This window comes from Mesorhizobium sp. M1403 (assembly GCF_040317695.1).
Taxonomy (GTDB): domain Bacteria; phylum Pseudomonadota; class Alphaproteobacteria; order Rhizobiales; family Rhizobiaceae; genus Mesorhizobium.
In genome coordinates, this window is record NZ_JAMYKY010000030.1 from 40,070 (window position 1) to 64,704 (window position 24,635).

Annotated in this window: 20 protein-coding genes and 2 pseudogenes; 15 read left to right on the forward strand and 7 right to left on the reverse strand. The window is 56.6% G+C overall.

Features of this window, described 5'->3' with window-relative positions; genetic code table 11:
- Positions 1-253: 253 nt before the first annotated feature.
- From proX (NKH01_RS30195) to NKH01_RS30205, 3 genes and pseudogenes are all read left to right on the forward strand, one after another.
- Positions 254-1,294 carry a glycine betaine/L-proline ABC transporter substrate-binding protein ProX gene (proX, locus tag NKH01_RS30195; protein ID WP_353023931.1) on the forward strand — a complete coding sequence of 347 codons (1,041 nt, stop codon included), beginning with the start codon at positions 254-256 and terminating at the stop codon, positions 1,292-1,294.
- A gap of 33 nt (positions 1,295-1,327) precedes the next feature.
- Entirely contained in the window at positions 1,328-2,002 is a 675-nt protein-coding gene (locus NKH01_RS30200) for a cysteine hydrolase family protein (protein ID WP_353023933.1), read from the forward strand.
- Positions 2,003-2,077: 75 nt separating this feature from the next.
- Positions 2,078-2,599 (forward strand): annotated as a pseudogene (locus NKH01_RS30205) (IS6 family transposase); the annotation flags it as partial.
- Here the strand turns inward: NKH01_RS30205 and NKH01_RS30210 are convergent.
- A pseudogene (locus NKH01_RS30210) lies at positions 2,585-2,799 on the reverse strand (IS5/IS1182 family transposase); the annotation flags it as partial. The pseudogenes NKH01_RS30205 and NKH01_RS30210 sit on opposite strands and share 15 nt — an antisense overlap.
- Before the next feature lie 339 nt (positions 2,800-3,138).
- On the opposite strand from NKH01_RS30210, the gene NKH01_RS30215 reads away from it, so the two are divergent.
- The 7 genes from NKH01_RS30215 (at position 3,139) to NKH01_RS30245 (ending at position 12,679) form a co-directional block, all read left to right on the forward strand.
- Entirely contained in the window at positions 3,139-4,518 is a 1,380-nt protein-coding gene (locus tag NKH01_RS30215; RefSeq protein ID WP_353023935.1) for an LLM class flavin-dependent oxidoreductase, read from the forward strand.
- A gap of 49 nt (positions 4,519-4,567) precedes the next feature.
- Positions 4,568-5,572 (forward strand): flavin reductase, encoded by a 1,005-nt coding sequence (locus tag NKH01_RS30220; protein ID WP_353023937.1) that lies wholly within the window; start codon positions 4,568-4,570, stop codon positions 5,570-5,572.
- 250 nt (positions 5,573-5,822) lie between these two features.
- Positions 5,823-6,848, forward strand: a complete 1,026-nt coding sequence (locus tag NKH01_RS30225; RefSeq protein ID WP_353023939.1) for a LysR substrate-binding domain-containing protein — start codon at positions 5,823-5,825, stop codon at positions 6,846-6,848.
- Positions 6,849-7,225: 377 nt separating this feature from the next.
- The gene (locus NKH01_RS30230) at positions 7,226-8,263 is read left to right on the forward strand and encodes a quaternary amine ABC transporter ATP-binding protein (RefSeq protein WP_353023941.1); all 1,038 of its coding nucleotides are present in this window, start codon (positions 7,226-7,228) and stop codon (positions 8,261-8,263) included.
- Positions 8,264-8,297: 34 nt separating this feature from the next.
- Complete coding sequence (locus NKH01_RS30235) at positions 8,298-9,269, forward strand: ABC transporter permease (RefSeq protein WP_353023943.1); 972 nt, start codon at positions 8,298-8,300, stop codon at positions 9,267-9,269.
- A 103-nt stretch (positions 9,270-9,372) separates the two neighbouring features.
- Positions 9,373-10,365 carry a glycine betaine/L-proline ABC transporter substrate-binding protein ProX gene (proX, locus tag NKH01_RS30240; RefSeq protein ID WP_353023945.1) on the forward strand — a complete coding sequence of 331 codons (993 nt, stop codon included), beginning with the start codon at positions 9,373-9,375 and terminating at the stop codon, positions 10,363-10,365.
- 331 nt (positions 10,366-10,696) lie between these two features.
- Positions 10,697-12,679, forward strand: a complete 1,983-nt coding sequence (locus NKH01_RS30245) for an oxidoreductase (RefSeq protein ID WP_353023947.1) — start codon at positions 10,697-10,699, stop codon at positions 12,677-12,679.
- Between the two features lie 603 nt (positions 12,680-13,282).
- On the opposite strand, the gene NKH01_RS30250 is transcribed toward NKH01_RS30245, so the two are convergent.
- From NKH01_RS30250 to NKH01_RS30265, 4 genes are all read right to left on the reverse strand, one after another.
- The gene (locus tag NKH01_RS30250) at positions 13,283-14,482 is read right to left on the reverse strand and encodes an IS256 family transposase (RefSeq protein ID WP_023718475.1); all 1,200 of its coding nucleotides are present in this window, start codon (positions 14,480-14,482) and stop codon (positions 13,283-13,285) included.
- Between the two features lie 231 nt (positions 14,483-14,713).
- Positions 14,714-14,992, reverse strand: a complete 279-nt coding sequence (locus tag NKH01_RS30255) for an EamA family transporter (RefSeq protein WP_353023949.1) — start codon at positions 14,990-14,992, stop codon at positions 14,714-14,716.
- Positions 14,989-15,618 (reverse strand): DMT family transporter, encoded by a 630-nt coding sequence (locus tag NKH01_RS30260; protein WP_353023951.1) that lies wholly within the window; start codon positions 15,616-15,618, stop codon positions 14,989-14,991. Before NKH01_RS30260 ends, NKH01_RS30255 begins: the two co-directional genes overlap by 4 nt.
- Positions 15,619-15,804: 186 nt before the next feature.
- Positions 15,805-16,569: an SDR family NAD(P)-dependent oxidoreductase gene (locus tag NKH01_RS30265; protein ID WP_353023953.1), complete on the reverse strand. Its 765-nt coding sequence runs from the start codon at positions 16,567-16,569 to the stop codon at positions 15,805-15,807.
- A 388-nt stretch (positions 16,570-16,957) separates the two neighbouring features.
- Here NKH01_RS30265 and NKH01_RS30270 point away from each other — a divergent pair, with 388 nt between their 5' ends.
- Positions 16,958-17,956 carry a GlxA family transcriptional regulator gene (locus NKH01_RS30270; protein ID WP_353023955.1) on the forward strand — a complete coding sequence of 333 codons (999 nt, stop codon included), beginning with the start codon at positions 16,958-16,960 and terminating at the stop codon, positions 17,954-17,956.
- Between the two features lie 51 nt (positions 17,957-18,007).
- Here NKH01_RS30270 and NKH01_RS30275 read toward each other — a convergent pair whose 3' ends face one another.
- On the reverse strand, positions 18,008-18,379 hold the full coding sequence (locus NKH01_RS30275) for a response regulator (RefSeq protein WP_353023957.1): 372 nt from the start codon (positions 18,377-18,379) through the stop codon (positions 18,008-18,010).
- A gap of 535 nt (positions 18,380-18,914) precedes the next feature.
- The gene (locus tag NKH01_RS30280) at positions 18,915-20,159 is read right to left on the reverse strand and encodes a M24 family metallopeptidase (RefSeq protein WP_353023959.1); all 1,245 of its coding nucleotides are present in this window, start codon (positions 20,157-20,159) and stop codon (positions 18,915-18,917) included.
- Positions 20,160-20,502: 343 nt separating this feature from the next.
- On the opposite strand from NKH01_RS30280, the gene NKH01_RS30285 reads away from it, so the two are divergent.
- The 4 genes from NKH01_RS30285 to NKH01_RS30300 form a co-directional block, all read left to right on the forward strand.
- Complete coding sequence (locus tag NKH01_RS30285) at positions 20,503-21,264, forward strand: SDR family NAD(P)-dependent oxidoreductase (protein ID WP_353023961.1); 762 nt, start codon at positions 20,503-20,505, stop codon at positions 21,262-21,264.
- An 8-nt stretch (positions 21,265-21,272) separates the two neighbouring features.
- Entirely contained in the window at positions 21,273-22,085 is an 813-nt protein-coding gene (locus NKH01_RS30290; protein WP_353023963.1) for an SDR family NAD(P)-dependent oxidoreductase, read from the forward strand.
- A gap of 121 nt (positions 22,086-22,206) precedes the next feature.
- Positions 22,207-24,249 (forward strand): hydantoinase/oxoprolinase N-terminal domain-containing protein, encoded by a 2,043-nt coding sequence (locus tag NKH01_RS30295; protein ID WP_353023965.1) that lies wholly within the window; start codon positions 22,207-22,209, stop codon positions 24,247-24,249.
- Positions 24,250-24,321: 72 nt separating this feature from the next.
- Positions 24,322-24,635, forward strand: a 314-nt coding sequence (locus NKH01_RS30300; RefSeq protein WP_353023967.1) for a transposase, incomplete at its 3' end; no start/stop codon positions are given.

The following is a 24,635-nucleotide window of genomic DNA, read 5'->3' on the forward strand; positions in this document are numbered from 1 at the left end:
GGACGCCGAGAAAGATAGACGGCACTGAACCGTTGGATTTCGCTTTCGGTCAAGACACCGAATACGACTCCTGCTCACCTTGGAGAAATTTGAATGCCACGTGCCTAACCGCCCCACAACCCTCTCATTGGGATTGCGGTCGACAAGCCTTGACGTAACTACAAGTTTCGCTCCACGTAAGATTTTTGATCATTTACGCTAGTGAGCCGACTCTTTACCGTGTCCATATAAACAAGAATATGGGGAGGTATATATGCACGTTGGTTATCGCTGCCGATCTCTCGGGCGAATCGATCCTTACGCGACGCTGATGTCAGCCTTTGTCGCATTAGCTGCAGGGCTCACCCCCGTCGCTGCTGAGGACCTTCCTGGTGCCGGGAAATCTGTGCAAGCTGCGGCGAATGGCATTCTGGAAGATTTGTTTGTCACCGATATCGCAATAATTGGCTTGGAGAAACTTGGATACCAAATAAAACCGACCGCTAACCTGGATATAACATCGATGCATATCGCTGTTGGGCAAGGAGACGCCGACTTTACTACCCAGCATTATGAACCGGTACAGAACGCGCTCTATGAAAAAGCCGGCGGTGATTCACAAATGGAAAAAGTCGGAACAATTCTAGATGATGGATATCAAGGATATTTGATAGATAAGAGAACAGCCGATAAGTTCGGTATTAAGACGATTGATCAGTTGTCCAACCCGACGATTGCGAAAATATTCGACAGTGATGGTGATGGTAAAGCAGACCTCACTGGCTGCAATCCAGGGTGGGGCTGCGAGGGGGTTATCGAACATCAATTGGACGCATATCAACTTCGCGAGACTGTTACGCACAATCAGGGATCGTATTTTGCCTTGATGGCAGACACCATTACGCGTTTCAACGCAGGGCGACCTATCCTATATTATACTTGGACCCCGCTTTGGGTGAACGCGATACTCGTTCCAGGTAAAGACGTTGTCTGGCTTGGGGTGCCCTTCACGTCGCTACCAGACGGCGAAGTTGGAGACACTCATTTGCCTGACGGCACCAATGTAGGCTTTACCAAGATGAAAGTCCGGGTGGCAGCAAATAGGAAGTTTATCGACAGCAACCCTGCGGCAAAGCGCTTCTTCGAATTACTTAAGGTATTATCGGTTGATATCAACGATGAGAACTTGCAGATATACAAAGGGGAGGATAAGCCTGAAAATATACGTCAGCATGCAGAGGGCTGGGTGAAAAAGAATTCCGGGGTATTCGAAGCATGGGTCGACGACGCCAAGAAAACTGTCGAAAGCAAGTAATTCGTGATGTCAACCAATTGAGGTTAAGGAAACATGCTATTCCCTGACATGTCGAGAACGGCAGCTGTCATTGTTGATCTCCAGAAAGAAAATTACTCTGAAGGACAATGTCCAGTCGCTGGTTATAAAAAGGTGCTTGCGAACGCCGCCAATGTGATCAGTGCTTGCCGGCAAGCCGGTATTATGCCGATATATACTCAGCATCTACTTGATTCGATGGGGCGAGATGGTAGAGCTTACGAACCAAGGGACCATAGTGGAACACCTCGCGGTAGCGTTGCTGGCACGAGTGGGAGCGAAATCTGCGATGAGGTGGCTCCGAGCGAAGACGATATCATTGTCACCAAGCAGCGTTTCAGCGCATTTTACAATACGCGTCTGGAAAGTATTCTTCGGCGGTTCGATATTCGAAACCTCATCATATTCGGTGTTTGGACGGAGCATTGCTTGGAAACTACGGTGTACGACGCATCCATGCGTGACTATCGTATTGCTCTGGTGGCGGACTCTTGTGGTGGATCTACGGAGATAAGTCACAAGGCCGCTATCTTGAACATGGCAAACTGGTTGTTCGGTGGTACGATATTGTCCAGCGATCAGATCGTTCGTGCGCTAGGTGGCCAAGAGTTCAGAGCTTGGCGTTATCCTGGCTCCAATCAATTTCCGTATACGCTTGAAACGCTTGAGACAATGTACGGTTCCCTTTAGTTCCTCGGTCGCGAAAGAAGATATTTTGCAAAGTGTTTATTACGGACTCTATGACAACGCCCCTTCGATATTTGGCATTTCAACCGGCGCAAGCGTAGGTGACCGGTAAGCGGCATGGCGCGACGAGACGTACATCAAGGTCCGCGGCGGGCCAATGGATGTATCTTTACCGCGCCATCGACGGTGTCGGCGACTTCTGGTTCAGCGAGCAGCGGTTGACCTGCCCTCGGCCAAGGAGTTCTTCAGAAATGCGCTGGCACGTCATGGCCGGCCCGACCGCGTCGTCATCGATGGTAGCCAGTGCAACCGAGAGGGCTATCATTTCCTGTGACATCACAAATCGCCTTTAGGATCGTTCCCGGAATCGGCTGAAGCCGATCCAACCCGCAAGAGTAAATACCTGAATAACCGGATCGAACAGGACCATCGGCGCATCAAGCGCTGCATCCGGTCAATGCTCGGCTTCAAATATCAGGATCAGACGAGATCATTCTAAACGGCGTCGAAGTGGTTCACATGATGCGTAAGCAACAGGCGAGGTTCGCCTTCAATCCAAATCCATCCCTGGCCGAGCAGTTCCAAATCCTTGCTGCGTGATTGACCTCGTGTCAGACCTGCTCCCAGGTCTACTTCCGCGGTGCGCCCGCCCGCCTCCGGCAGGCGACGCGCCCGAACCATCCTTCGGCCTGACACTCGTCATCGACGCCCTCGACCAGCGTGCCGTCGACCGAGAAGTGATCGGTGGACAGCAGTTTCCTCACCTTGGGCTGCGCCAGGACTGCGCTCGAGAACTCCGCGCGATGTTGTGCCCTCCAGGCAGCCGGTCGCGACGGACCAACGGAACAGTATTCCAGCGGCTCCATCAAAGCCATTGCTAGCGGATCGAACAGAACGCCTACAGCAGCATCTGCCGAAGCAGGACAGGCGCAATCGTCGAACGCCATCTCGCGCCCTTTTTGCCGTAAGCTGCGCTTTACAAGCCCGGCAGTTTTTTCGCCGTTTACAACATACCAACAGAATCCGATGTTGCTGGAAAGCACTATCCCGCCTGACAGGTAACACACTCGGGATCCGTGTAGAGATCGGCACCGAAGCATTGTCGCTATGAGAATCTTGGCGAACGGAGGTCCAATTCCATGAACAAGCCGCTGATGAAGCTCGGTCTCTCAATGCGCTACATGGGCTACCATGTCGGCTCCTGGCGGCATCCCGAGGTTGCGGCAGACGGTAGCTCGCTTTTTCAGTCGTTTCTCGATGTCGTCCAGACTGCCGAACGGGCTAAATTCGACATGGTTTTTTTGGCGGACGGCATCGGTGTCCGTCTCGACGACATGCCTGCGGGTTCGATGTGCAGGTCCCGTCATAATGTCGAATTGGAACCGCTTACCCTGCTCTCTGCGTTGGCTCCGCTAACCCATAACATTGGCCTCGTTGCAACCGCGTCTACCACCTACAACGAACCCTACCATATTGCACGCAAATACGGCTCCCTTGACCAGATCAGCGAGGGGCGCGCAGCCTGGAACATCGTCACGTCCTGGTCAGACCAGGAAGCGTGGAACTTCAGTATGAGCAAACAGCTCGATTACGGGGCGCGTTATGAACGAGCTCTGGAGTTCGTCGACGTTGTTACTGGACTCTGGGACAGCTGGGACGAGGACGCATTCCTCCTCGACAAGGAATCCGGCGTTTTTTACGACCAGAAGAAAATGCACGTCCTCGATCACCTGGGCAAACATTTCTCGGTGCGGGGACCTTTGAGCGTGCGCCGCTCGCCACAGGGGCGGCCCGTTCTCGTGCAGGCGGGCGTATCAGAGCAGGGTCAGCAAATCGCGGCACAGTACTGTGATATGGTCTTCATGGCGAAAAACGATCTGGCCTCCGCCCAGGTCTACTATTCGTCAGTAAAGGATCGTCTGGAAGCTTACGGACGTAAGCGTAGCGACCTTCTTATGATGCTTGGTCTAACGCCGATCATCGGTCGCACCCGCGAGGAAGCTCGGGAGAAATTCGAACAGCTGGAGTCGCTCATCGACCCGCTCGTTGGGCTCTCGATGTTGTACCGCTCCTTCGGTGACCTATCCCAGTTGCCGCTCGACGGCCCAGTTCCTAAGCCGGACTTCGACAAGGTAGGTCTCAAGAGCAGCGCGCAGATGTACTACGACCTCGCGCAGAAACAAGGACTGACGATCCGTCAGCTCTACAAGAAGATCGGTATGGCGCAGGAGCACAAGACGGTCGTGGGCACGCCTGCGGATGTCGTCGACGAAATGGAGACTTGGTTCGAGGAGGGTGCGGCCGACGGTTTCAACATCACGCCAACGCACCTCCCGCACGGTTTGAACGAGTTCGTCGATCTGGCGCTTCCAGAACTCCGCAAACGAGGCCGTTTCCGGAATGAGTATGAAGGAAAAACACTGCGCGAGAATCTCGGCCTGCCGATCCCCCAGAGCAGATATCGCGGCGCTTCGCGCGACGATAGCAACGAAGTTCAGCGATCCCAAAGAATAATCTAGTCCAAGCCAACGATGAACCCGATCCACAATTGCTGACAAGGTAAAGAACATGTCCCTCAGCGAGGCGAATAACGCCCATCCATTGGCGGCACGAGACAAGCCGCTGCCTGTCGAGCGTGGTAATCCGGTCGAAGATCCGCGGCTTTTTCGTCGATGTCTTGGTCAATACGCGACCGGCATCGCTATTATCACGACCCAGGTCGATGGACGTCGGGCCGGGGTGACGGTCAATTCTTTTGCATCGGTCTCCCTCGATCCGCCTCTCGTTCTGTGGTCGATAAGTCATAGTTCCCGTAGCTTCCCGACATTCAAACTGAGCGATAGATTCGCTGTGAACGTTCTGTCCTCTCAACAGATCGAGCTTTCACGTCATTTCTCCAGCAATGTCGAGGACAAATTTGCGGACGCCAATTGGTTCGAGGGTAAGTTTGGCCTACCCCTCCTCGAAGGATGTATTGCCCACTACGAGTGCAGACATCACTCCCAATTTGAAGGCGGAGATCATAAAATTCTCGTTGGGTTGGCAGAACACGTAAGTCGATATGAAGGAGAGCCGTTGCTTTTCACGCAAGGCCAGTACAGCATCGCCAGCACACATCCGGAAGTGCCTCCGAACCCGGAAGCTGTTGGTTCACTTGGGGGAGGAGACGTACAGGAAACCCTCATCCCCTTGATTTTCGAAGCGCACAATATTCTTTCGTTAACCTTCGATGAACATCGGCGAGCGGAGGGGGTCAATATTGCTGTCGCGCGTGTGCTAACGAGCGTTTATGACACCCCTGGAATGACGCTAGATATGGTTGCTCGCGAGACTTATCTTGGCCAGCGCGACATCGAAGACGCGATAACCAGCTTAAGAACAAAGTCTCTCCTTACGAGCGGTCCAGCAGGGAAACTTATTTTAACAGACGGAGGCCATCAGCTCAGGGAAGCCATCGGACAGCGGTGGCAGAAATTTCAGATGGACCAGGTCGCGGGGATACAAGAACAGGAGATGCAGATCGCGCTCCGCACTCTGAAGAAGCTGATCTCTCAAAACCGCGTAGACAAATGACGCTTTATTGCACACCCCGTCGGTCGTCAGGGTTTTGGGGACAATCACTACTCTGCTTTAGCAGAGGTCTGGCTATGGGGGCTGTCATTCTGGACAGGCGCCTTTTTGTGCAGCAAGTGGCCGCGGCGTCCATACGGCCTCTTTCTTGTTTTCGGCCAAGAACGGAGATGATTTGGGGTGGCGATATTCATCTCAGTAATCACAACCGCGTGTCGCTGCCGGTTTCAGCCGAAAGCAGAGGCCCGGACACATGAAGCCCGATTTAAGTGAAGCAGCCATTGCATCTATATTGCTGAGGCCCCAAGTCAAGGGTAAGTTTGCCTTGATGCAAAAACTGCGCTTCAGACTTCCCCCGCCGAATCTGCTGATCACGTTCGAAGCTGCAGGACGTCATCTCAGCTTCACAAAGGCGGCCGCCGAACTGAACGTTTCCCGAGTGGCTGTCAGCCAACAAGTTCAGGCGCTGGAACGGTTCTTGGGTATAAAGCTTTTTCAACGTCTTCAACGGTCAGTCTGCCTGACGCAGGTAGGAGAGCGGTATCACCTGGCTATTTCAAGCGCACTGGAAAAAGCCTTGCTAGCTACAACCGAGATTACGGGTGTCGCGAACAAGAACATCGTCAACGTGTGCGCAACGCCGGGGTTCATGACGTATTGGCTCTTGCCGAATATCGGTGAGTTTCGCTCGAAGCACCCAGACGTCGAGTTGCGCTTCATCGTGTCCGATACACATCTTGGGATGAGCGAAAACATCGACATAGCCATCCGTTACGGGACATCTCCGTTTGACGATGCCGATTCAATCGTTCTTGTGCGACAAGTGATAAGCCCCACTTGCGCGGGCAGCTATCTAGCGAATGACGGACAGTCAATAGCGCCTGCTGACCTCTTGAAGCACCCCCTTATTCATCTCGAAGGACCTCATGACAGGCAGACGCGATGGTCTACATGGTTTCAGGCACATGGAATCGATATAGAGAACCCGCGAGCCGGAATCACGGTAAATTCCTATACAAATCTAGTTCAGGCCGCACTTGACGGACAGGGGTTCGCGCTCATCGGACCACCGCTTATTCAGAGCTTTCTGGCCAACAGAACACTCATTCAGCCCGTAGATGTACCTCCCGTTTTGTGCCACGCGTTCAATCTGCTCACGCCTCGACAGACGCCCAAGTCCAACGCGTCAAAGGCCTTTTCCGACTGGATTAGGGGTTCTTTTGCAAGACATGAGACACCTGGAGCACCATTGCATGAAGGGATGTCGCTCCGGGAGTGAAGCTTTTTGGCGGTTTATGCTGCTCAGCCCACCTCGACCAGTGTCGGGGACGAGTGAAGTGTTCCCTTAGCCAGCCTTCAGACTACCTGAAAGCTGTCCGAGCGGCTGTTGCCGGTCTCGAAGGCGGTCGTCGTTCCGTCAAAAGAGAGAGCCTCGATAGGGCCAGGTGCCGGTGTTTTTGTAAAGCTTGGCTTAACGTTCGCGTCAGTATTTCACGGGTTGTGGGTGCGGACGGCATAGGTCTAAGTTAACGAGCGTCCATCTTCTGGCCCTCCGGCAAATGGTCACGCGAACTCTGGATTTTGACATCTGCAGTTTGTCTCTTTGTTCCGGGGGAGAGACCGAGAGTCTGCTCACCGCATTCTTAAGGAGTGGCTATGGAATGGCATGTCGAATGTGAGGGTGTCTGGAAGATATTTGGGCCTGACGAGAAGTTGGCCCTGAAAACGATCCGGGACGAAGCGCTTGACAAGCACGCAACCCGCCACCGGCTCAACCATATCGTCGGGGTTGCCGACGTCTCCCTGCAAATCCGGCGCGGCGAACTCTTTTGCATCATGGGCCTGTCCGGCAGCGGGAAGTCAACGTTGCTGCGGCACATCAACCGATTGATCGAACCGTCCGCGGGCTGCATACGCGTTAATGGTGTTGACACCGCGACAATGGATAAGAAGGCCCTCAGCCAGCTACGTTCGACCAGTATCGGCATGGTATTCCAGCACATGGCGCTCTGGCCGCACCGCACGCTTCTGGACAACGCAGCCTATGGGTTGGAGATCCGGGGCATTGCGAAAGAAAAAAGACGGCATCTCGCGTCCGAGATGTTGTCGATGATGAAGCTCGAAGGCTGGGACAACCGCTATCCGGACGAACTGTCGGGCGGCATGCAGCAGCGGGTAGGCTTGGCGCGCGCGCTCGCATCAAGTCCTGACATCCTTCTCATGGACGAGCCGTTCAGTGCTCTTGATCCGATAATACGTCGGGATCTGCAGACACAATTTCTTGAGCTTTCCAACCGGATGCACAAAACGACATTGTTCGTGACGCACGATCTCGAAGAGGCAATACGTCTCGGCGACCGGGTTGCCATTATGAAGGACGGCGAACTAGTCCAGGTCGGCACTCCCGAAGACATCGTCCTCAACCCTGTCGATGACTATGTCGCCGATTTTGTGCGCCCGATGTCGAAGGCACGCTTCCTGCGGGCAAGCGAGGTGATGGTGCCGCTTGCGGAGGCGACCGCCCAAAAGCGGCCGCAGCATTCGGTCCCCCACGACGCAAATCTGCAGGAGATTCTGGAAAAGATCGCGAAAGTGCGCGAGCCGATCTGTGTTGCCAATGGTGATACTGTAGTTGGCTTAATCGATCCATACACTCTGCTCCGTGCGATGAGCAGAGCCGCTGCCGCAGTCTGACTGCTGGCCAAGAAGCACGAGATTGGAGAATACGATGGGGTTAATCGATCTTTGGGATCCGTTCCAGAACGCGGTGGTGCCGGTCGGCGATTGGGCAGCTATAGCGATCAAGTGGATCGTCGTCAATTATCGCGGCTTCTTCCAGGAGGTCAAACAGCCAATCAACTTAATGCTTTCGTACACAGAGAGCGGACTGCACGCCTCGCCACCGTTGGTTTTCATCGCCGCTCTGTTTCTCCTCACCTGGCAAGTGGCCGAAATACGAACCGCCGTATTCGTTGCCGGTTGCCTTTTTGCTATAGGGCTGATCGGTGCGTGGCCAGGAGCTATGACAACGCTTGCAATCGTACTGACCTCGGTCGTCTTTTGCTGCGCCGCCGGCATTCCTCTCGGCATTCTATCGGCGCAAAACACCACCGTCGAAAAAGTTCTGCGTCCAATCCTCGACTTCATGCAAACGATACCTTCGTTCGTCTATCTCGTTCCGATCGTCATGTTATTCGGAATAGGCAACGTTTCAGGCGTCATCGTCACGATTATCTACGCTTTGGCACCCGTGATAAGGCTGACTAGCCTTGGCATACGGCAGGTTCGCGCGGATCTCGTGGAGGCATCGACGGCTTTTGGTGGCAGTGCATTGCAAACGCTCCTCAAGGTGCAGCTCCCGCTTGCTCGGCCTACGATTATGACTGGGGTCAATCAAACGGTTATGCTGTCGTTGTCGATGAGCGTCATCGCCTCGATGATATCCGTTACCGGTCTAGGCCAAATGGTTCTGCGTGGAATCGGCCGATTGGACATGGCGCTCGCCACCACTGGTGGTCTCGGCATTGTGCTCACGGCAATGGTCGTCGACCGGATATCGCAAGGCTTGGGAGCCTCGCACAGGGACAGGGCGCAAGGCCACTGGGCGGAGGTTGGACCGGTTGGTCTTGTCAGGCGAGGGTTCCGGGCACTCCTTGGCGCAAAACCGCTCGGAATGACTGTTAGTATTCCCCATGAGTAATCTCAGCTTAACATGACGGACAGTTTTCTCTGCGTTTGCGCGCAAATGCGCAGACCCCATGATCGTCTACGACACATAAAAACTTAACAAAAAGGGGACCAGCATGAGCCATATGAATAGCGCGGCGCGTATCCTAACGATCGCGGTCGTCCTAGCAGCAAGTGCGGCGCGGTCGCAAATGCCTGGTGAGGGCAAGTCTGTCCAGCCGATTGTACCCGCTGGTATAAGCGGTGTCGCTTTCCAGCATGACGTGGTCCAACTTGCTTTGGAGCAGCTTGGGTACAAGGTGAAGCCTGTCCTTGAAGCTGACTATCCGGCGCTGCATCTGGCAATCGCGCAAGGCCAAGCGGATTATACTGCAAATCACTGGGTTCCCGTTCATAACAGTTTTTATGATCAGGCCGGCGGCGATGCCGTTATGGAACGGGTCGGCAAAATAGTCGAAGGAGCCGGCCAAGGTTATTTCATCGACAAGATTACCGCCGAAAAATACAAGATCAACAATCTCAAGCAATTCCAGTCGCCCGAGATTGCCAAGCTCTTCGACAGCGACGGTGATGGAAAGGCTGACCTCACTGGCTGCAATCCGGGTTGGGGCTGCGAACGGGAGATCGAGCATCAACTCGACGCCTATAAACTTCGTGACACTGTCAACCATGAACAAGGCAGCTATTTTGCTCTGGTCGCAGATATGATTACCCGTCACGAGGCCGGCCAGCCAATCTTCTTCTACACGTGGTCGCCGCAGTGGGTGGGTGCAGTACTTAGGCCTGGCAGGGACGTAGTTCAGTTGAACGTTCCGTTCTCAGCTTCCACTGACGGCGGCGATACCGCCCTCCCTGATGGTTTAAATCCCGGCTTCAAGGCCAACGACATCGTCTTCCTTGCAAATAAGAAGTTTCTCGCATCCAATCCTGCGGTAAAGCGTCTTTTCAAATCGATCAGGATTCCCCTTGACGATATCAACTCAATGATCCTGCGCCAACATGAAGGAGAGGATCAGCCCGACCAGATCGTGAGCCAGGCACGGGAATGGGTTTCGAAAAATCAGGCCCAATTTGACGGATGGGTGAAGGATGCAGCCGCGGCCAAATGATCCGGCGTGGTTTCCGATTTTCGGGTACACCTCTTATGTTTTTGCTTGAGCGAGGACCCGAACAACGTCTGATTGATCCCCAAGCCCGGCAACCGACAGGTGGACCCGTAGTCGTTTGGCGCAAGGAACTTCGGAATGGTTCTGGCGGCGTTGGCCGCCAGCGACGCGGTCGGGCCGGCCATGACGTGCCAGCGCATTTCTGAAGAACCGTTGTTCAGCAGGCAATCCGTCGCATAACATTTAGTCGTGCGCCACATAACTTTTTGTCCGGTTGTTTTGCCATCCCCCGCTCGCTAGCGTCCCCCTTCCTGCCAACAGCAAAGTGGGCGTAATGGCAGCTTCCCTGAGATTTCTCTCCCCGATAGCCTTGCGCAACAGGTCCCTGCGTAATCGCGTCGTCTTCGGCGCCCACACAGCCAATATGGCCGAGGTCGGTCTGCCCGGCGTGCGCCATATAGGCTATTATGAGGAGCGGGCGCGGGGCGGCGCAGCAATGATTGTTGTCGAACCAATGCCCGTACATGCGGCAACGGTGCTGACCAGAGGCAATTTCCGGCCGAACGACGATTCTGTAATTCCGGCGTTTGCACGCGTGACCGAGGCGATCAAGCGTCATGGGGCGCTGGCGATCCAGCAAATCTATCACGTGGGAAGCCACGGCGACTCCGATCTTTCGTATCACCCACATTGGTCACCGTCCGGATTTCCGAGCTATCACGACAGCGACGGTTCGCATGCCATGTCGGATGCGGAGATCGAGGAGACCATTAACGGCTTCACGAACGCCGCACGTCGGTGCCACGAAGCCGGCTTTGACGGGGTAGAAGTCTGGGCTGCCTATCACAGCCTGCTCGATCAGTTCTGGACACCATGGTCAAATCGTCGCGAAGACCACTGGGGTGGTTCCCTCGAAAATAGAACGCGACTGTCACGAACGATCCTTCGACGCATCCGGGATGTTTGTGGGCCGGATTTCATAGTCGGACTCTCGATTTCTGACGAGCAGGATTCCAGCGTCGTTTTGGCTCGGCAGGATATGGTCGACATCATCGCTCTGCATGATGAGGCCGGGCTGGTCGACTACGTGACCTGCGGCACCGGTAGCTATTTCGACTTCTACAAGGTCATGCCAACCTTTCTGTACCCAGAGAAGCTTGGCATCGATCTCGCGGGAAGCATCAAGGAGCGGGTAAAGCACGCGCTGGTTATCGCGGAAAGTCATATCCGCACGCCAGAAAATGCTGAGTCGGTGATCACGTCAGGGGCCGCAGATCTCGTGTCCATCGTGCGGGGCCAGATAGCTGACCCTCACCTCGTGAACAAAACTGCGGAAGGCAGGCCCGAAGATGTGCGGGGGTGCCTTTCCTGCAATCAAATGTGCTGGGGTCGGCGCTCGCGAGACTACTGGATCAGCTGCCTTGTTAACCCCTCCGCTGGGCGAGAATTTGAATGGGGTGGTGATCGGTTCGACAAAGCCACTGCGCCCGGGCGTGTCCTTGTGGTGGGCGGCGGCCCCGCCGGCCTAGAGGCCGCGCGGGTGGCGGCGGAACGCGGGCACGCTGTTACACTCGCCGAGGCTTCAAATGTCCTTGGGGGTCATTTCCGCCTCGCTGGACTGCAACCGCGAAGAGCACAGATCATCGACCTCATCGATTGGTACGACCGCCAGCTGACGAAGCTGAGTGTCGATGTCCGCCTAAACACCTATGTGGAGGCCGAAGACGTGGTCGCAGAGGCTGCCGACCATGTGATTATCGCCACGGGTTCGCTCCCACCAGAGACGGGCTTTCAAAAGGCCCTACCACAGTGGAACATCATGCCTGGCTGGGAGCGAGGCAACACGTCGTCTGTTGAAGCGGTCATGGCCCGGCAAATGCGGTCGGGTAAGCGGGTTCTGTTGCTCGACGAAAGCGGCGGCTGGCGAGGTTGCGGTACGGCCTGGAAGCTGGCTGAAGACGGCCATGACGTTACGCTCATAACTCCCGATCCAATGGTTGGCCGCGAATTGCAGCGTATGGCTGCGGATGCGCCTTTACGTAAGGTCTTGGCCGGACTTGGCGTCCGCTTTGTCCTGGAGAGTAGCATTGTCGAATGGCACGGTGACGGCGCAACTGTGATGTCTCACCTGGATAGCAGCCGCATCCGGATTGGTGCCGACACGCTCGTAACGGCTACGACCAACGTCGCTGCCGACGCATTGGCGCAAGCGCTACTAGCAATTGAGATACCCTTCCATGGAATCGGCGACGGCGTGGCGCCACGGCAAGCGCCATACGCAATATTTGAGGGCCGTAGGGTCGGACTCGCACTCTAAATGGGTCGTGTGAATAGATGCCGAAATCTTATGGACCAATTTGTAGAATTATGAGACGTCAGATGAGACGGCTGTGCCCGGTGTACGATTTCTTGTACTTGATGCTTTTCGCCAAGATCGATTGTCCTGCGTCGGAATCTATACACGTTCAGATCGGAGGCGGGGTTATATGGTTCGATGACTGGTCACCGTCGGGTGCACCGCACCTCGAAACCACGCAGATGGACCGACCTGAAGGGTAGTGGCGGTCTTGAACTCCGTGCCGTGGTCGACGGTCCTTGATCCACCGGCGGAATACGGAGGGACCAAGCACGTCAATGAGGCCGTCCATAACCGCACAAGCCCGCCCCTCGTTCACATTTCGCCTGACATTGAGGACTTGACCGCCCTCGACCAAACCCATGGAAAGTCATGCGGCAGATCACTTTTTTGCATGACTGCCATCGCTATACGCTGGGCTATCTACAGTAATTAGGCGGCCAGCAAAGGCTGTTTCAGTTGTGTGCGTCAAGTTCTGCAAAAATGGCGTGGCAGTAGCTGTGACGTCGGCGTGTCCGCCGCGCAGCCCCCGTGTTTAGCGGAGCGGCGGACACACGGCGGTGCTCAGGCGGCCAATGCTCTCAGGCTCTCCTTCTTGTGCTCGCGCAGATGATCCATGTTGAGATAGCGGGTCGCCTCGAGCCAGTTCTCGTGGATCTCGACCGCCAATGCCCGAACCAGCCGCAGGCAGCTCCGCGGGTTGGGGAAGATGCGAACGACCAGGGTGCGCCGCTTGATCTCCTGGTTCAGCCGCTCCAGCATGTTCGTCGACTTCATGTGCTTGTGGTGGGCAAGCGGCAGCCGATAGAAGCTCAGCGTCTCCTCGATGTTGTCTTCCACCCAGTTGACCAGCTTCGGGTATTTGGCCTGCCATTTGGCGATCCACTGCGCCAGGTCGCGTTTGACCTCGGCAAGGTCGCGCCGGTCGTAGAACCATCTGAGCTCCATCAGGCAATCGTCGTCGACCTTGCGCGGCACGTAGTCGAGCGCGTTTCTGAGGAAGTGCACGTAGCAGCGCTGCCAGACCGCTTCGGGCAGCACTTCGCGGATTGCCGCCCTGAGCCCCGGATGGTCGTCGGAGACGACGAACTCGACGCCGGCGAGCCCGCGATTCTTGAGCCCCGTCACGAACTCGCGCCAGCTCGAATGGCTCTCCCGGTTGGCCAGCTCCACGCCCAGGACCTGGCGCCGGCCCTCCCAATCCACGCCGATCGCCACCAGCACCGCCTGGCTGGCGATCACGCCCGCCTCGCGAGCCCGTTCATAGCGCGCGTCCAAGATGAGATACGGATAGCTTTCCTCGAGCCGCTGCGTGAAGAACGCCTTGAGCGCCTCATCCAGCCGCATCGTCGCCTCGCTCACCGTCGAGGCCGAGAAAGAGTGGCCGCACAATTCCTCCGTCACCGCCTTCACCTTGCGGGTCGAAACGCCTTGTACGTACATCTCGACCAGCGCCGACACCAAGGCCTTCTCCGAACGCTGATAGCGCTCAAACAACTCCGTTGAGAACCGGCCCGTCCGATCCTGCGGAACGCGAAGTTCCAGCACCCCAACCCGCGTCACCAGCTTGCGCTCGTAATACCCGGACCGGTAACTCACCCGCTCCGCCGTCCGCTCGCCTTTCTCGGCCCCGATCGCCTCCGTCATCTCGGCTTCCAGAGCCTCCTGCACGACAGTCTGCAATACCTGGCGAAAGCCGTCCTCATCCGACAGCAGCAACGCTTTCAACTCGCCCCTGCTCAGTTTAACTTCTCGATTGGTCATGGCACTTCCCCTTCCACGGGAATCGGTGATTGCAACGTCACCACCGTGCCATGGCCGCTCGCCCTTCAGAGCAAGCGCCGTTCTCTCTCCAAAACTTTTTGCAGAACCTTCAGGACGCTATCGCTGTTTCGTCGCTATCTGCGTTCCCATGAGAAAGATACCATGTCTCTCACTCAGCTGTCCGAATACCTTTGGGTATTTCGAGCAAAAGGTGATTCAGGTGGTCGAACATCATAAATCCTTTGCTGGTCTGATCACGTTATCGGCGATGATAGGTGCTGCAAGAGGCTGGCTCAATGAAATAGCCGCACCTGTGAGACAGATCGCCAAACCAGTAAGCTTAGACGCGGTAATCGGTTCGCCGAAGAAGGCCCAGGCTGCCGCTAGAGCGACCACCGGGGTGAGATAAAGCACCGTGCCGACGTGGACAGCAGATGATCGCCGAAGGCACAACCAATAGAAACCGTACGCGCCGAACGTCGAGAACATGATGAACCAAGCGACTGTCAACCAGAATGTCGGGGTGGGCGTAGGCCGACGTCGGCGAGAGCAAAAGGCAGGAACAAGGCCGCGCTAAAACTGCTTTGAATGCCTATTGCGGGAAGGATTGGAGTTTCATCCATCGAGGCCTTTCCGATCACTGTCGCGGCCACCATCCCAACAGTGCCCAACATGGTCAATAAGTAAGCAATCCCGGGTGCGGAAAGCCCGCCATAGCCGCCGGCGATCGCCACACCGACGAATGCGACAGCAAGGCCGGTCCATTCACGGGTGGTGACACGTTCCCCGAGAAAAGGACCTGCTACCACAGCAGTCAGGAGCGGTTGGAGGGCGTAGATGATCGACACAGTACCTGCAGCCATACCCATATCGACTGCGACAATTGCACAGCCGATTGGCAGAAACATGCCGCAAAAACCCAGCAGCCCGTTGACCCAAAGGGAGCGCGCCCCTCCCGCGCGGATGTGGCGGATGGATGCCGCCATCAGCAGCAGCGAAACCAACAGAAAGCGCCAGAAGAGGACCAGATAGACCGACTCGGTCTCCGCAGCCAGCTTTGCTCCGATGTAGCCGGAACTCCACATCACTACGAGTCCGAGGTCTAACAGTACAAAGCGATGCCGGGGTTTCATCATGACCCAGTTATGTTTGGATGGAGGAGAAACGAGAGCGTTGGAAAGCGCTGTTTGCGGCCCTGACCTCTGAATACGACTGCAGAACCAATCGCACCTGACCCGCGCAACATGCTGCGGTCCTCCTCCCCTGCCCGGTCGCCCGTGATTACCGGATGCTGGAGTGCAAGTTGATCAACCACAATACCCCTAATAGACGGCTTTCGCGCCAGCGACTTCGAGTGTGGTCCCTGCGATAAAGTGGGCTGCGTCCGAGCTCAAAAAATATACCGCATCGGCAATATCCTCCGGTGCGCCAAGTCGGCCGAGAGGATTTGACTTGCTTAGCTCGGCTACTGCCGTGTCAGGGTCGAACCCGCGATGGATAAACCCCAAGCGAAGCATAGGTGTATCGATCTCTCCGGGGCACACGGCGTTGACCCTTATTCCCGTCGCGGCATGGTCGCGACCGAGGCACTTTGAAAATGTGGCTACGGCGGCTTTACTCGCGCAGTAAGCTGCGTGGCTAGGCCCTGGATTGATGCCCCAGGTCGAGGAGATGTTCACGATCGACCCACCACCATTCTCCTTGATGAAGGCTATCGCTCGTCGGCAAGTGTAGAAAACTGCCTTCAAATTGATATCAAACGTTCTTTCCCAATCCTCATCACTGGATTCGAGGACTGTACCCCTTGTGATTATCCCGGCGTTGTTGACTAGGGTGTCCAGCCGGCGGGTGAGGCTGACAGCGGTATCAATCAGATCCTCGCAATATGCCTTGCTTCTGAGGTCTCCTGCTTTGGCCAACGCATTTCGCCCGGTCCGGTTGAGTTCATCGGTTGTCTCCATCAATCGGTCCGCGTTGGCGTCACCGGCGATCACAAAATATCCGTTGGCCACGAAGCGCCTGCAGATGGCTTGGCCCATTCCGCCGGCAGCACCAGTCACAACGACGGTTTTCGTCTCAGGGGTCATTTCCAAGCACCAATTTTTGTCACTGCAGGTTACAATTCTCTCAATCGTAGACAACAAGTCGGTGGCGTCGCGCCTGGAAGCGACGACGATTCGGTGAACCTGTCGTTCTTGTGCGGTCTGGCAGCCCGGCGTTCCTCTATCTTAGGCGATTGTGGTTCGGTCAAGGACCGGGGTAGCGGTCAGAGGTCGTTGGCTATCCAAATGGCCTAAGCAGGCCATTTCATGGGCGGAGCTAATTTGATGGCGAGCTGACCGGTAAAGCCACAGAAGAATGGTCCAGATGCCGCCCTGGAAGGCTTGAAGTGCCACATCGAACACCAACCTTATGGAATGCCGACGGTTCTCTCAGGTGGCAGTCGCAACGAGCTTCTAGATTTGGAGAGCGATGATGGGAGCTGAACCACGCAAGGTGCCCAGGGTTAAGCTATCGGTCGGCATCATTGTCACGTCCCATTTCACACTTAGTGCCCTGGCAAATTTCGTCGATGTGCTAAGGCTTTCGAGTGACGAAGGCGACCGCAGCGAACGGAAAAACTGTGATTGGAGAATACTGTCCGACACGATGAACCCGGTTCGCTCGAGCTGCGGCCTCAACATCCAGCCGGACCAACGACTGGGTGATCCAAGCCGGTTCGATTACATCGCGGTAGTCGGAGGACTCATCGACCATTCTTCGGACGTAAGTCCCGTCTACCGGAAGTTTCTGCGTGAAGCAGCCCAGCTTGGGGTACCAATGATTGGCATTTGTACGGGGTCTTTCCTACTTTATAAGCTCAACCTGCTGGACGGATACAAGTGTTGCGTCAGCTGGTTCCATCATCATCATTTTATTGAATATTGCGGAGGCCCGGCACCCGTCTCCGACCAGATGTTCGTGGTGGATCGCGATCGCCTGACATGTCCTGGGGGCAACAGCTCAGCGTATCTTGCCGCTTGGATCGTACAGCGCCATGTCGGCGAAACATCAGCGCGAAAAAGCTTACGCATGCTGAACATAGCAGACCTGGCGGGGCCAGAGGAGGCGCAGCCGGGCTTTCCGCTGAAAATTGAGACAAAAGTTCCAACTCTTCGCAAGGCGATGTTGTTCATGCACCAGAATATCGATGCGGCGCTCACGGTCGACCTTGTATCCAAATATGTAGGTCTCAGCCGCCGGCAGCTGGAACGCAAATTTACTGACGATCTGGGGATCACACCGAGTCAAGCGCTTCGCCAAATACGACTAGATCACGCTGAACTCCTTCTTCTTACGACCCACAAAAGCCTGGCCGATATCGCACTGGAAACGGGGTTCTCAGATGACTCTCACCTCGTCCGCCTGTTCAGGCATCACCGAGGAGTGACGCCGAACGCCTTCCGAAGTACCGGGTCTCTAGTGTCTCAATAGTGCCGCGTGTATGACGAACTCTTACGACCTAAGTGCGACAGAAACGGACACTTAAGATAGTATCAGCGACTCCATCATATTGCTCAGGTCGGCCGGCACAATCGGCTCTTCACATCGATTAATATGTCCGAAATGGTCGGGTAAATCCGAAGTATTGCGGCCAACCAGAAATACGAATGGTATCTGGCGTCGCACCAGATGTTCGGCCGCGGCAAAGGTTGCCTCGCCTTGTAAGTTCACGCCAAGGACAGCGCCATCAATCGATACGGAGGACATGATCATGTCGAGCGTATCTTCGATCGTGTCGACCGGGTAAATGACGTTTGCGCCTGCTTCGACAAAAGCGTCCTGTAGGTCGAAAGCAAGCGCAAAGTCATCCGTTGCAATTAATATACTGCAGTTTTTGAGCTTGTGACTTCCCATTCGAGTTCCTCCAACATGCCGCAGGCGGTCTCGAAGGCGAAACTAGCCTGTCGTAGGCCACCAGCTACAACCGGTAACAAGGCCCGGGTCCCGAAGGGTCTGGAGGTGCCGGAAGAAGGCCTGCTATTATCAGCCTTCTATCAGTTGGATCGCGTCAGCCACTCAGACTTGACGAAATCTGGCCGCTTCAACACAATCCCGTGGCTTGTTGAGAGCGGACCGTCTTGCTCCGTGCGGGCCGCGATCTCTTTCCATTCCGGAGTTGCACAAACTCTTGCCAGCCAACACTGGCCGCTTTCTCGTCAGGCCACTCAACGACGTACCAGATCTCGCCACTCTCCGGAGTTTCCCAGAAGTTGATGAGTTTAATCCCTGTTTTGTTGAAAAGGGGCAAGCTATCGCGAGCAAACCGTTCTCGCATCCTGTCCTTCATGCCCTCAGTCGGTATGTAATGCCTCAGCTCGTAGATCATAGGAAAGCCTTGCCTAGCCTTGTTAATTCATGTCTCTTGGTTCCAGGGCAGCGTAAGTGTGTGCTAACCCAACAAGCGCTCTTCAAACGGGTAGTTTGAAAGCAACTCATAGCCGTCGGAGGTTACAAGCAGCTGTTCCTCCAACTTTACCCCATCTCTTTCGCCGACTGCGCCAATGTAGCTCTCGACACATATGACCATTCCTGCTTCAAGGATCGCGTCATAGGCCACGCGACCACGGAACCATGGCTTTACCTGTGGATATTCATCGCACATGCCAACTCCATGAATCACGGCGGGGTAAGCTTGCTCCCGGAATTCTTCGGGGACTGGCCAAGCTGACGCCTGCAAATCCTTCATACTAAGGCCTGGACGTATAAGTTTCATGTTTGTTTGCAATTCGTCATACGCCAGTTGGTACAGCTGTCGCTGACGCGCGCTGGGCGGCTCCTTCCCGTAGTAGAATGTTCTTGAAACATCGCAGAAATAGCCAAATGGCCCCACCATATCAGTATCGAACCCAACCAGGTCCCCCGGTTCGATAACGCGTTGCGTGGCCTCCTGCAGCCAAGGATTGATGCGCGGACCCGAAGCGAGCATCCGCCCCTCATGCCAACCGCCCTGGTTGGCGAGGTTGGTATAGTTGAGCAGCCCCCAAAGCTGCAATTCAGTCACACCTGGGCCCATACTCGCCTGCATGTGGGCGATGCCGTGCTCGGCTACGGCGCATGCCCAGCGAATGCAAGCGATCTCGTCCTCCGATTTGATAACCCGCGCCCCTTCCACGATGTTGACGGCGTCAACAACCTCTAATCCGCGCTCCATCAGCGCCTGGGTAATGCTGGGGTTGACATATTCCACCGCCACTTTGCGATTGGTGGTGCCAATCTCGCTGAGGAACTCGACAATGTCGTCGGCAAAAAGTTTCGCGGCCTCCGGCAGCTCATTGCCGCCCTCAAAAAACGAAATCGGCCTTCCCGCTCTCACGCTGTCTGCGGAGGACCCGAAGGTAAATGCCTGATGAAGGGTGATCGGTCCATCGAGGGGCAAAAACAGATATGTGACGGGAATATGAGACTGAAACAGCGGAAAGGTATTGTAGTCAACGGCATACCGAATGGTGATCGGGCTCACGAGAACACACAGAGCGACGCCGGCTTCACGCATCGCCGACCTGAGACGCCCCTTCCGGTATCCATCGAGTCTTTTGAAGTCGATATCCGGCATCGGCCGAAACTTGCGCAGGTCGCTCCAGTCGTCACGTAGTATGAGGCCATCAGGACTTGGCGTAATCAACTTAGAATCCATCTTGGCCCCCCTTTGCGCGTGCCAGCGATGCTGCTGACCGGCCACGCTGAAATCTATGACAATGACCTATAGGAGCCGGCTGAACCCACTTCAAATGAGTATTAATGGGGGCACGGATAACCAGGAGTCATGGGCATTCCGAGATCGGTCTCCAATTATTGGAGTCTGCGTGGCAATAGAAGGAATTGACTGGATCCGGCCTGCACCATGACTTCAGATTGTCCGCCACATGACTTTTTGATCGCTTGCGGGAGGGTAGGAACTGGCAGTAAGCGAAGACAGTGCTTTAGGCAGGCCCTCGAAGTCACTCGTTAGGCCTCTCACCACACTGGACATCACTCCTATGACGGACACCAAAAAGGTCGTTATCGTTACCGGCGCAACGTCCGGAATAGGGGGCGCTGTGGCACGGGCATTCGCCGCGGCAGGGGCAACACTCGTGTTAGTCGGCCGCGACCAAGAGCGTGGCCAAAGAGCTTTGGAATCTGTGCAGAAACTGGGTTGCTCGGCCCAGTTGGTGCTCGGTGATGTGGCTGTGTCCGGCTTCGCCGACCAGGTAATCGCTTACACCTTGGAGCGCTTCGGAAGGCTGGACGTCTTGGTCAACAGCGCCGGAATCATCCGACGTGGAACCGCGGTTGAAACCTCGGATGAAGATTGGCGCCAGACGTTCGACGCAAATGTCAGCGGCGTGTTTTACTTTAGCCGCGCCGCAGTGAAGGCCATGAGGCAAACCGGCGGCGGAAGCATCGTTAACATAGCCTCCAACGTCGGTTTGGTCGGCTGTTCCAATCTAGCTGCCTATTGCGCGTCGAAGGGAGCGGTTGTTCTGCTGACTCGAGCGATGGCCCTGGACCACGCTAGAGAGCAAATCAGCATCAATGCCGTCTGCCCTGGCGCCGTCGATACCCCCATGCTCGTTTCGGCCCACAACGAGCCGGTTACGGCGGATGAGATCCTGCAGCGGAATATTGATTCGATTCCCCAGGGTCGTGTGGCCACTCCGGAGGAAATAGCGAGCCTGACAGTGTTCCTTGCTAGCAAGGAAGCGAGGCACATAACCGGCGTTGCGGTGCCGATAGATGGTGGCTTCACGGCAGGATAGGGGGATCCATGGGTGACCGGTTGTCAGGTAAGGTTGCCGTCGTTTCGGGCGGCAACCGAGGAATAGGAAGGGCGATTGCCGAAAGGCTAGCTGAGGAAAAGGCGACGGTTGTCGTCGGCGACCTGGTTGGCGAGCCTGGCATCGCTGGCGGCAGTATTGAGGGTCTGGTGTTTCTGCCGCTTGACGTCACCAAGGAAGTTTCGGTTAGAGCATTCGTCGACGAGGTCCTGCAGAGGTTCGGCAGGATCGATATCCTGGTCAACAATGCTGGCATCGTGATTCATAAATCGATCGATGAGCAGACAATCGATGATTGGGACCGACTCATGGCGGTCAACCTTCGGGGTCCGTTTCTTATGACCAAGTATGTCGCCCCGGAAATGAGACGAACAGGTGCGGGGGCAATCGTCAACATTGGCTCGGTCGAGGGCTTTATGGTCAATCCCTGGCACACGGCGTATGCCGCTGCCAAGGCGGGCGTACACGGCCTCACGCTAGGGCTGGCAGTCGACTTAGGACCAGATGGGATACGTTGCAATACCGTGTGCCCTGGCTGGATCGATACGGATCTGAATCGGTCGTACGTCGAAATGCACCCGGATCGAGGCTTGATCGAGCGGGAGCTGGGACAACTTCATCCGGTAGGTAGGATAGGCTCTCCGAAGGATATAGCGAACGCGGTCCTTTGGCTGGCGAGCGACGAATCCAGTTTCGTTAGTGGCGAAATGATCGCCGTGGACGGTGCCCGGACCAAGAAGATTTCCCTGCCGGCCATCTTGGACGAGGAATATCGTGCCAAGCTGTCAAAGCTGACGCAGTAGCGATGAATCGCCGAGTTGGAACGGGGTGCGGCAGCTTCTGTCGCTCGGCGGGGGAAGGATCAAGGCCCTCCTCCAAACCGCATTATCGCCTGGATCCTGGCGCTGCGCCTAGTCGTTGGAAATGAGAGCCAAACCCAAGAAAAGGCCACTGTTCCTCGGGATCGATACCGGCGGCACCTACACCGATGCTGTGCTGTGGTCCGAGACTGAAGGTCCACAGCATGGGCCCAACGAGGGCAAGGTGGTGGCCAAGGCCAAGGCGCTGACCACGAGGCATGATCTAGCCGTCGGCATTTCAGGCGCGGTCGACGCGGTATTGCGGAAGGGGGACGCCGACACTGCAGCGATCAAGCTGGTCTCGATGTCGACCACGCTCGCCACCAACGCGCTGGTCGAAGGCCAGGGCGGCCGCGTCGCGCTGGTCATGATCGGTTTCTCCGAGGCCGACCTCGCCCGTGATGGGCTGAAGGCAGCTCTTGGCACCGACCCGGTAGTGTTCTGTCGCGGCGGTCACGATGTCCACGGCAATACCGTTGGCCTGGACCTATCCCCTCTCGAGGCGATGTTGCCGGAACTCGGCGCCTCCGTGTCCGGCTTTGCCGTCTGCGCCTATTTCGCCACCCGCAATCCCGCACATGAGGTCGCCGCCCTCAAATTGATCCGCGACCGTAGCGGTCTGCCGGTCACTGCCAGCCACGAGTTGTCGACCAAGCTAGGCGGCCCACGGCGGGCGCTGACGACGCTGCTCAACGCCAGGCTGATCTCGATGATCGACCGGCTGTTGGCAGCGACCGAAGGCTTTCTGAACCGGCGCCACATTACAGCCCCTTTGATGGTGGTGCGTGGCGACGGCGCGCTGGTCTCGGCCGCGTTCGCCCGCCAGCGGCCGATCGAGACTATCCTCTCCGGTCCCGCCGCCAGCCTGGTCGGCGCCCGCCACATGACCGGGCTCGATGACGCCGTGGTCTCCGACATCGGCGGCACCACCACCGATGTCGCCGTACTCGACAATGGCCGGCCTCGTCTCGACCTGGAAGGCGCCACCGTGGGCGGCTTCCGCACCATGGTCGAGGCCGTCGCCATGCACACCTACGGCCTTGGCGGCGATTCCGAAGTCGCGCTGGAGGATGGCGCACTGAACCCGAAAATCCTGCTCGGGCCGCGCCGTCTGGTTCCGCTGGCGCTGGCCGGCATGGCCCATGGTGAAGCCGTCACAGCAGAGCTCGAGCGCCAGCTGCGCGCGCCCAATCCCGGCCGGATGGATGGCCGTTTCGCGGTGCGCACCGGCATTCCTGACCGGCTCGCCGCCGGCCTTACCACCCCCGAAGCACGACTCTACGAGTCAATCAGCGCCGTCGCCGTTGCTCTCGACAAACTGCTCACCTCGAACGCCCAGAGCGCGACGCTCGACCGGCTGGTGTCGCGCGGGCTGGTGCATGTCGCCGGCTTTACCCCATCAGACGCCGCCCATGTGCTGGGCAAGCAGGCGAACTGGGATCGAAATGCTGCCAGGCTTGGCGCCGAGCTGTTCGCCCGCAAGCGTGACGGCCGTGGCCAGCCCATAGCCCCTTCGCCGGAAGCGATCTCCGAGCGTGTTCTGCTGACGCTGACGCGCTGGTCCGCCGAATATATCCTCGGAACCGCCTTTGCTGAGGACGGGCTCGACGGCGCGGCGACGGTGGCGCATGCGCTGGTTCAGCGCGCCGTCGATGCCCATCCCGGCATCGCACGCTTGAGCGTGGCGCTCGACCGTCCGGTCATCGGCCTCGGCGCCTCCGCGCCGCTGCACTATGCCGGCCTGCCGCTCCTGATCGGCAACAGCTGTGTCGTGCCGGAGGATACCGATGTCGCCAACGCCCTCCGCGCCGTCGTCGGCCAGGTCCGGGTGTCGGCCGAAGGACAGGTCAGCCAACCCAAGGAAGGGCTGTTCCGGCTTGCCTCTGGCGGGAAGGTCCGCGATTTCCTCGATGAGGCGACCGCGATCGCGGCCGCCGACGCCGAAGTCCGTGCCACCGTCGCCCAGATGGCGAGGGAGGCTGGCACCGACAACGCCGAGATCGAGGTCTCGACCGTATTTCGTGTGTCAACGGTCGAAGGCCAGCGCATGTTCATCGAGGCGCATATGGTTGCAGTGGCCTCGGGAAGCCCGAGGATTGCGGCTTAGACTAGGGTCAGGACCCATTAATTTGTTGAGTTGATGTCTGTTGAGTGATTCAAGGTGGCAGGAGGTGCCGCCTTGAGTGATTTGCTGATGTTGACGCTGGAGCAGATGCGCCGGATCGAGCCTTATTTTCCTTTGTCGCATGGTATTCCGCGTGTAGATGACCGCCGGGTGCTGAGCGGTATCCTATTCGTGATCCGCAATGGCCTTCGCTGGCGCGATGTCCCATCCGACTACGGTCCGCACAAGACCATCTATCACCGCTTCATCCGCTGGAGTCGGCTGGGTGTGTTCAACCGCATTCGGGACTGTCGGGAATTCTGTGCGCGAGGCCATGATGATGGAAAGGAGAGAATCATCGCATGGCTATTGAGAAGGAACTTCTGGAC

Coding starts and splice junctions, on each gene's coding strand:
- proX (WP_353023931.1), top strand. CDS start 254: ATGCACGTTGGTTATCGCTGCCGATCTCTCGGGCGAATCGATCCTTAC.
- NKH01_RS30200 (WP_353023933.1), top strand. CDS start 1,328: ATGCTATTCCCTGACATGTCGAGAACGGCAGCTGTCATTGTTGATCTC.
- NKH01_RS30215 (WP_353023935.1), top strand. CDS start 3,139: ATGAACAAGCCGCTGATGAAGCTCGGTCTCTCAATGCGCTACATGGGC.
- NKH01_RS30220 (WP_353023937.1), top strand. CDS start 4,568: ATGTCCCTCAGCGAGGCGAATAACGCCCATCCATTGGCGGCACGAGAC.
- NKH01_RS30225 (WP_353023939.1), top strand. CDS start 5,823: ATGAAGCCCGATTTAAGTGAAGCAGCCATTGCATCTATATTGCTGAGG.
- NKH01_RS30230 (WP_353023941.1), top strand. CDS start 7,226: ATGGAATGGCATGTCGAATGTGAGGGTGTCTGGAAGATATTTGGGCCT.
- NKH01_RS30235 (WP_353023943.1), top strand. CDS start 8,298: ATGGGGTTAATCGATCTTTGGGATCCGTTCCAGAACGCGGTGGTGCCG.
- proX (WP_353023945.1), top strand. CDS start 9,373: ATGAGCCATATGAATAGCGCGGCGCGTATCCTAACGATCGCGGTCGTC.
- NKH01_RS30245 (WP_353023947.1), top strand. CDS start 10,697: ATGGCAGCTTCCCTGAGATTTCTCTCCCCGATAGCCTTGCGCAACAGG.
- NKH01_RS30250 (WP_023718475.1), bottom strand. CDS start 14,482: ATGACCAATCGAGAAGTTAAACTGAGCAGGGGCGAGTTGAAAGCGTTG.
- NKH01_RS30260 (WP_353023951.1), bottom strand. CDS start 15,618: ATGATGAAACCCCGGCATCGCTTTGTACTGTTAGACCTCGGACTCGTA.
- NKH01_RS30265 (WP_353023953.1), bottom strand. CDS start 16,569: ATGACCCCTGAGACGAAAACCGTCGTTGTGACTGGTGCTGCCGGCGGA.
- NKH01_RS30270 (WP_353023955.1), top strand. CDS start 16,958: ATGGGAGCTGAACCACGCAAGGTGCCCAGGGTTAAGCTATCGGTCGGC.
- NKH01_RS30275 (WP_353023957.1), bottom strand. CDS start 18,379: ATGGGAAGTCACAAGCTCAAAAACTGCAGTATATTAATTGCAACGGAT.
- NKH01_RS30280 (WP_353023959.1), bottom strand. CDS start 20,159: ATGGATTCTAAGTTGATTACGCCAAGTCCTGATGGCCTCATACTACGT.
- NKH01_RS30285 (WP_353023961.1), top strand. CDS start 20,503: ATGACGGACACCAAAAAGGTCGTTATCGTTACCGGCGCAACGTCCGGA.
- NKH01_RS30290 (WP_353023963.1), top strand. CDS start 21,273: ATGGGTGACCGGTTGTCAGGTAAGGTTGCCGTCGTTTCGGGCGGCAAC.
- NKH01_RS30295 (WP_353023965.1), top strand. CDS start 22,207: ATGAGAGCCAAACCCAAGAAAAGGCCACTGTTCCTCGGGATCGATACC.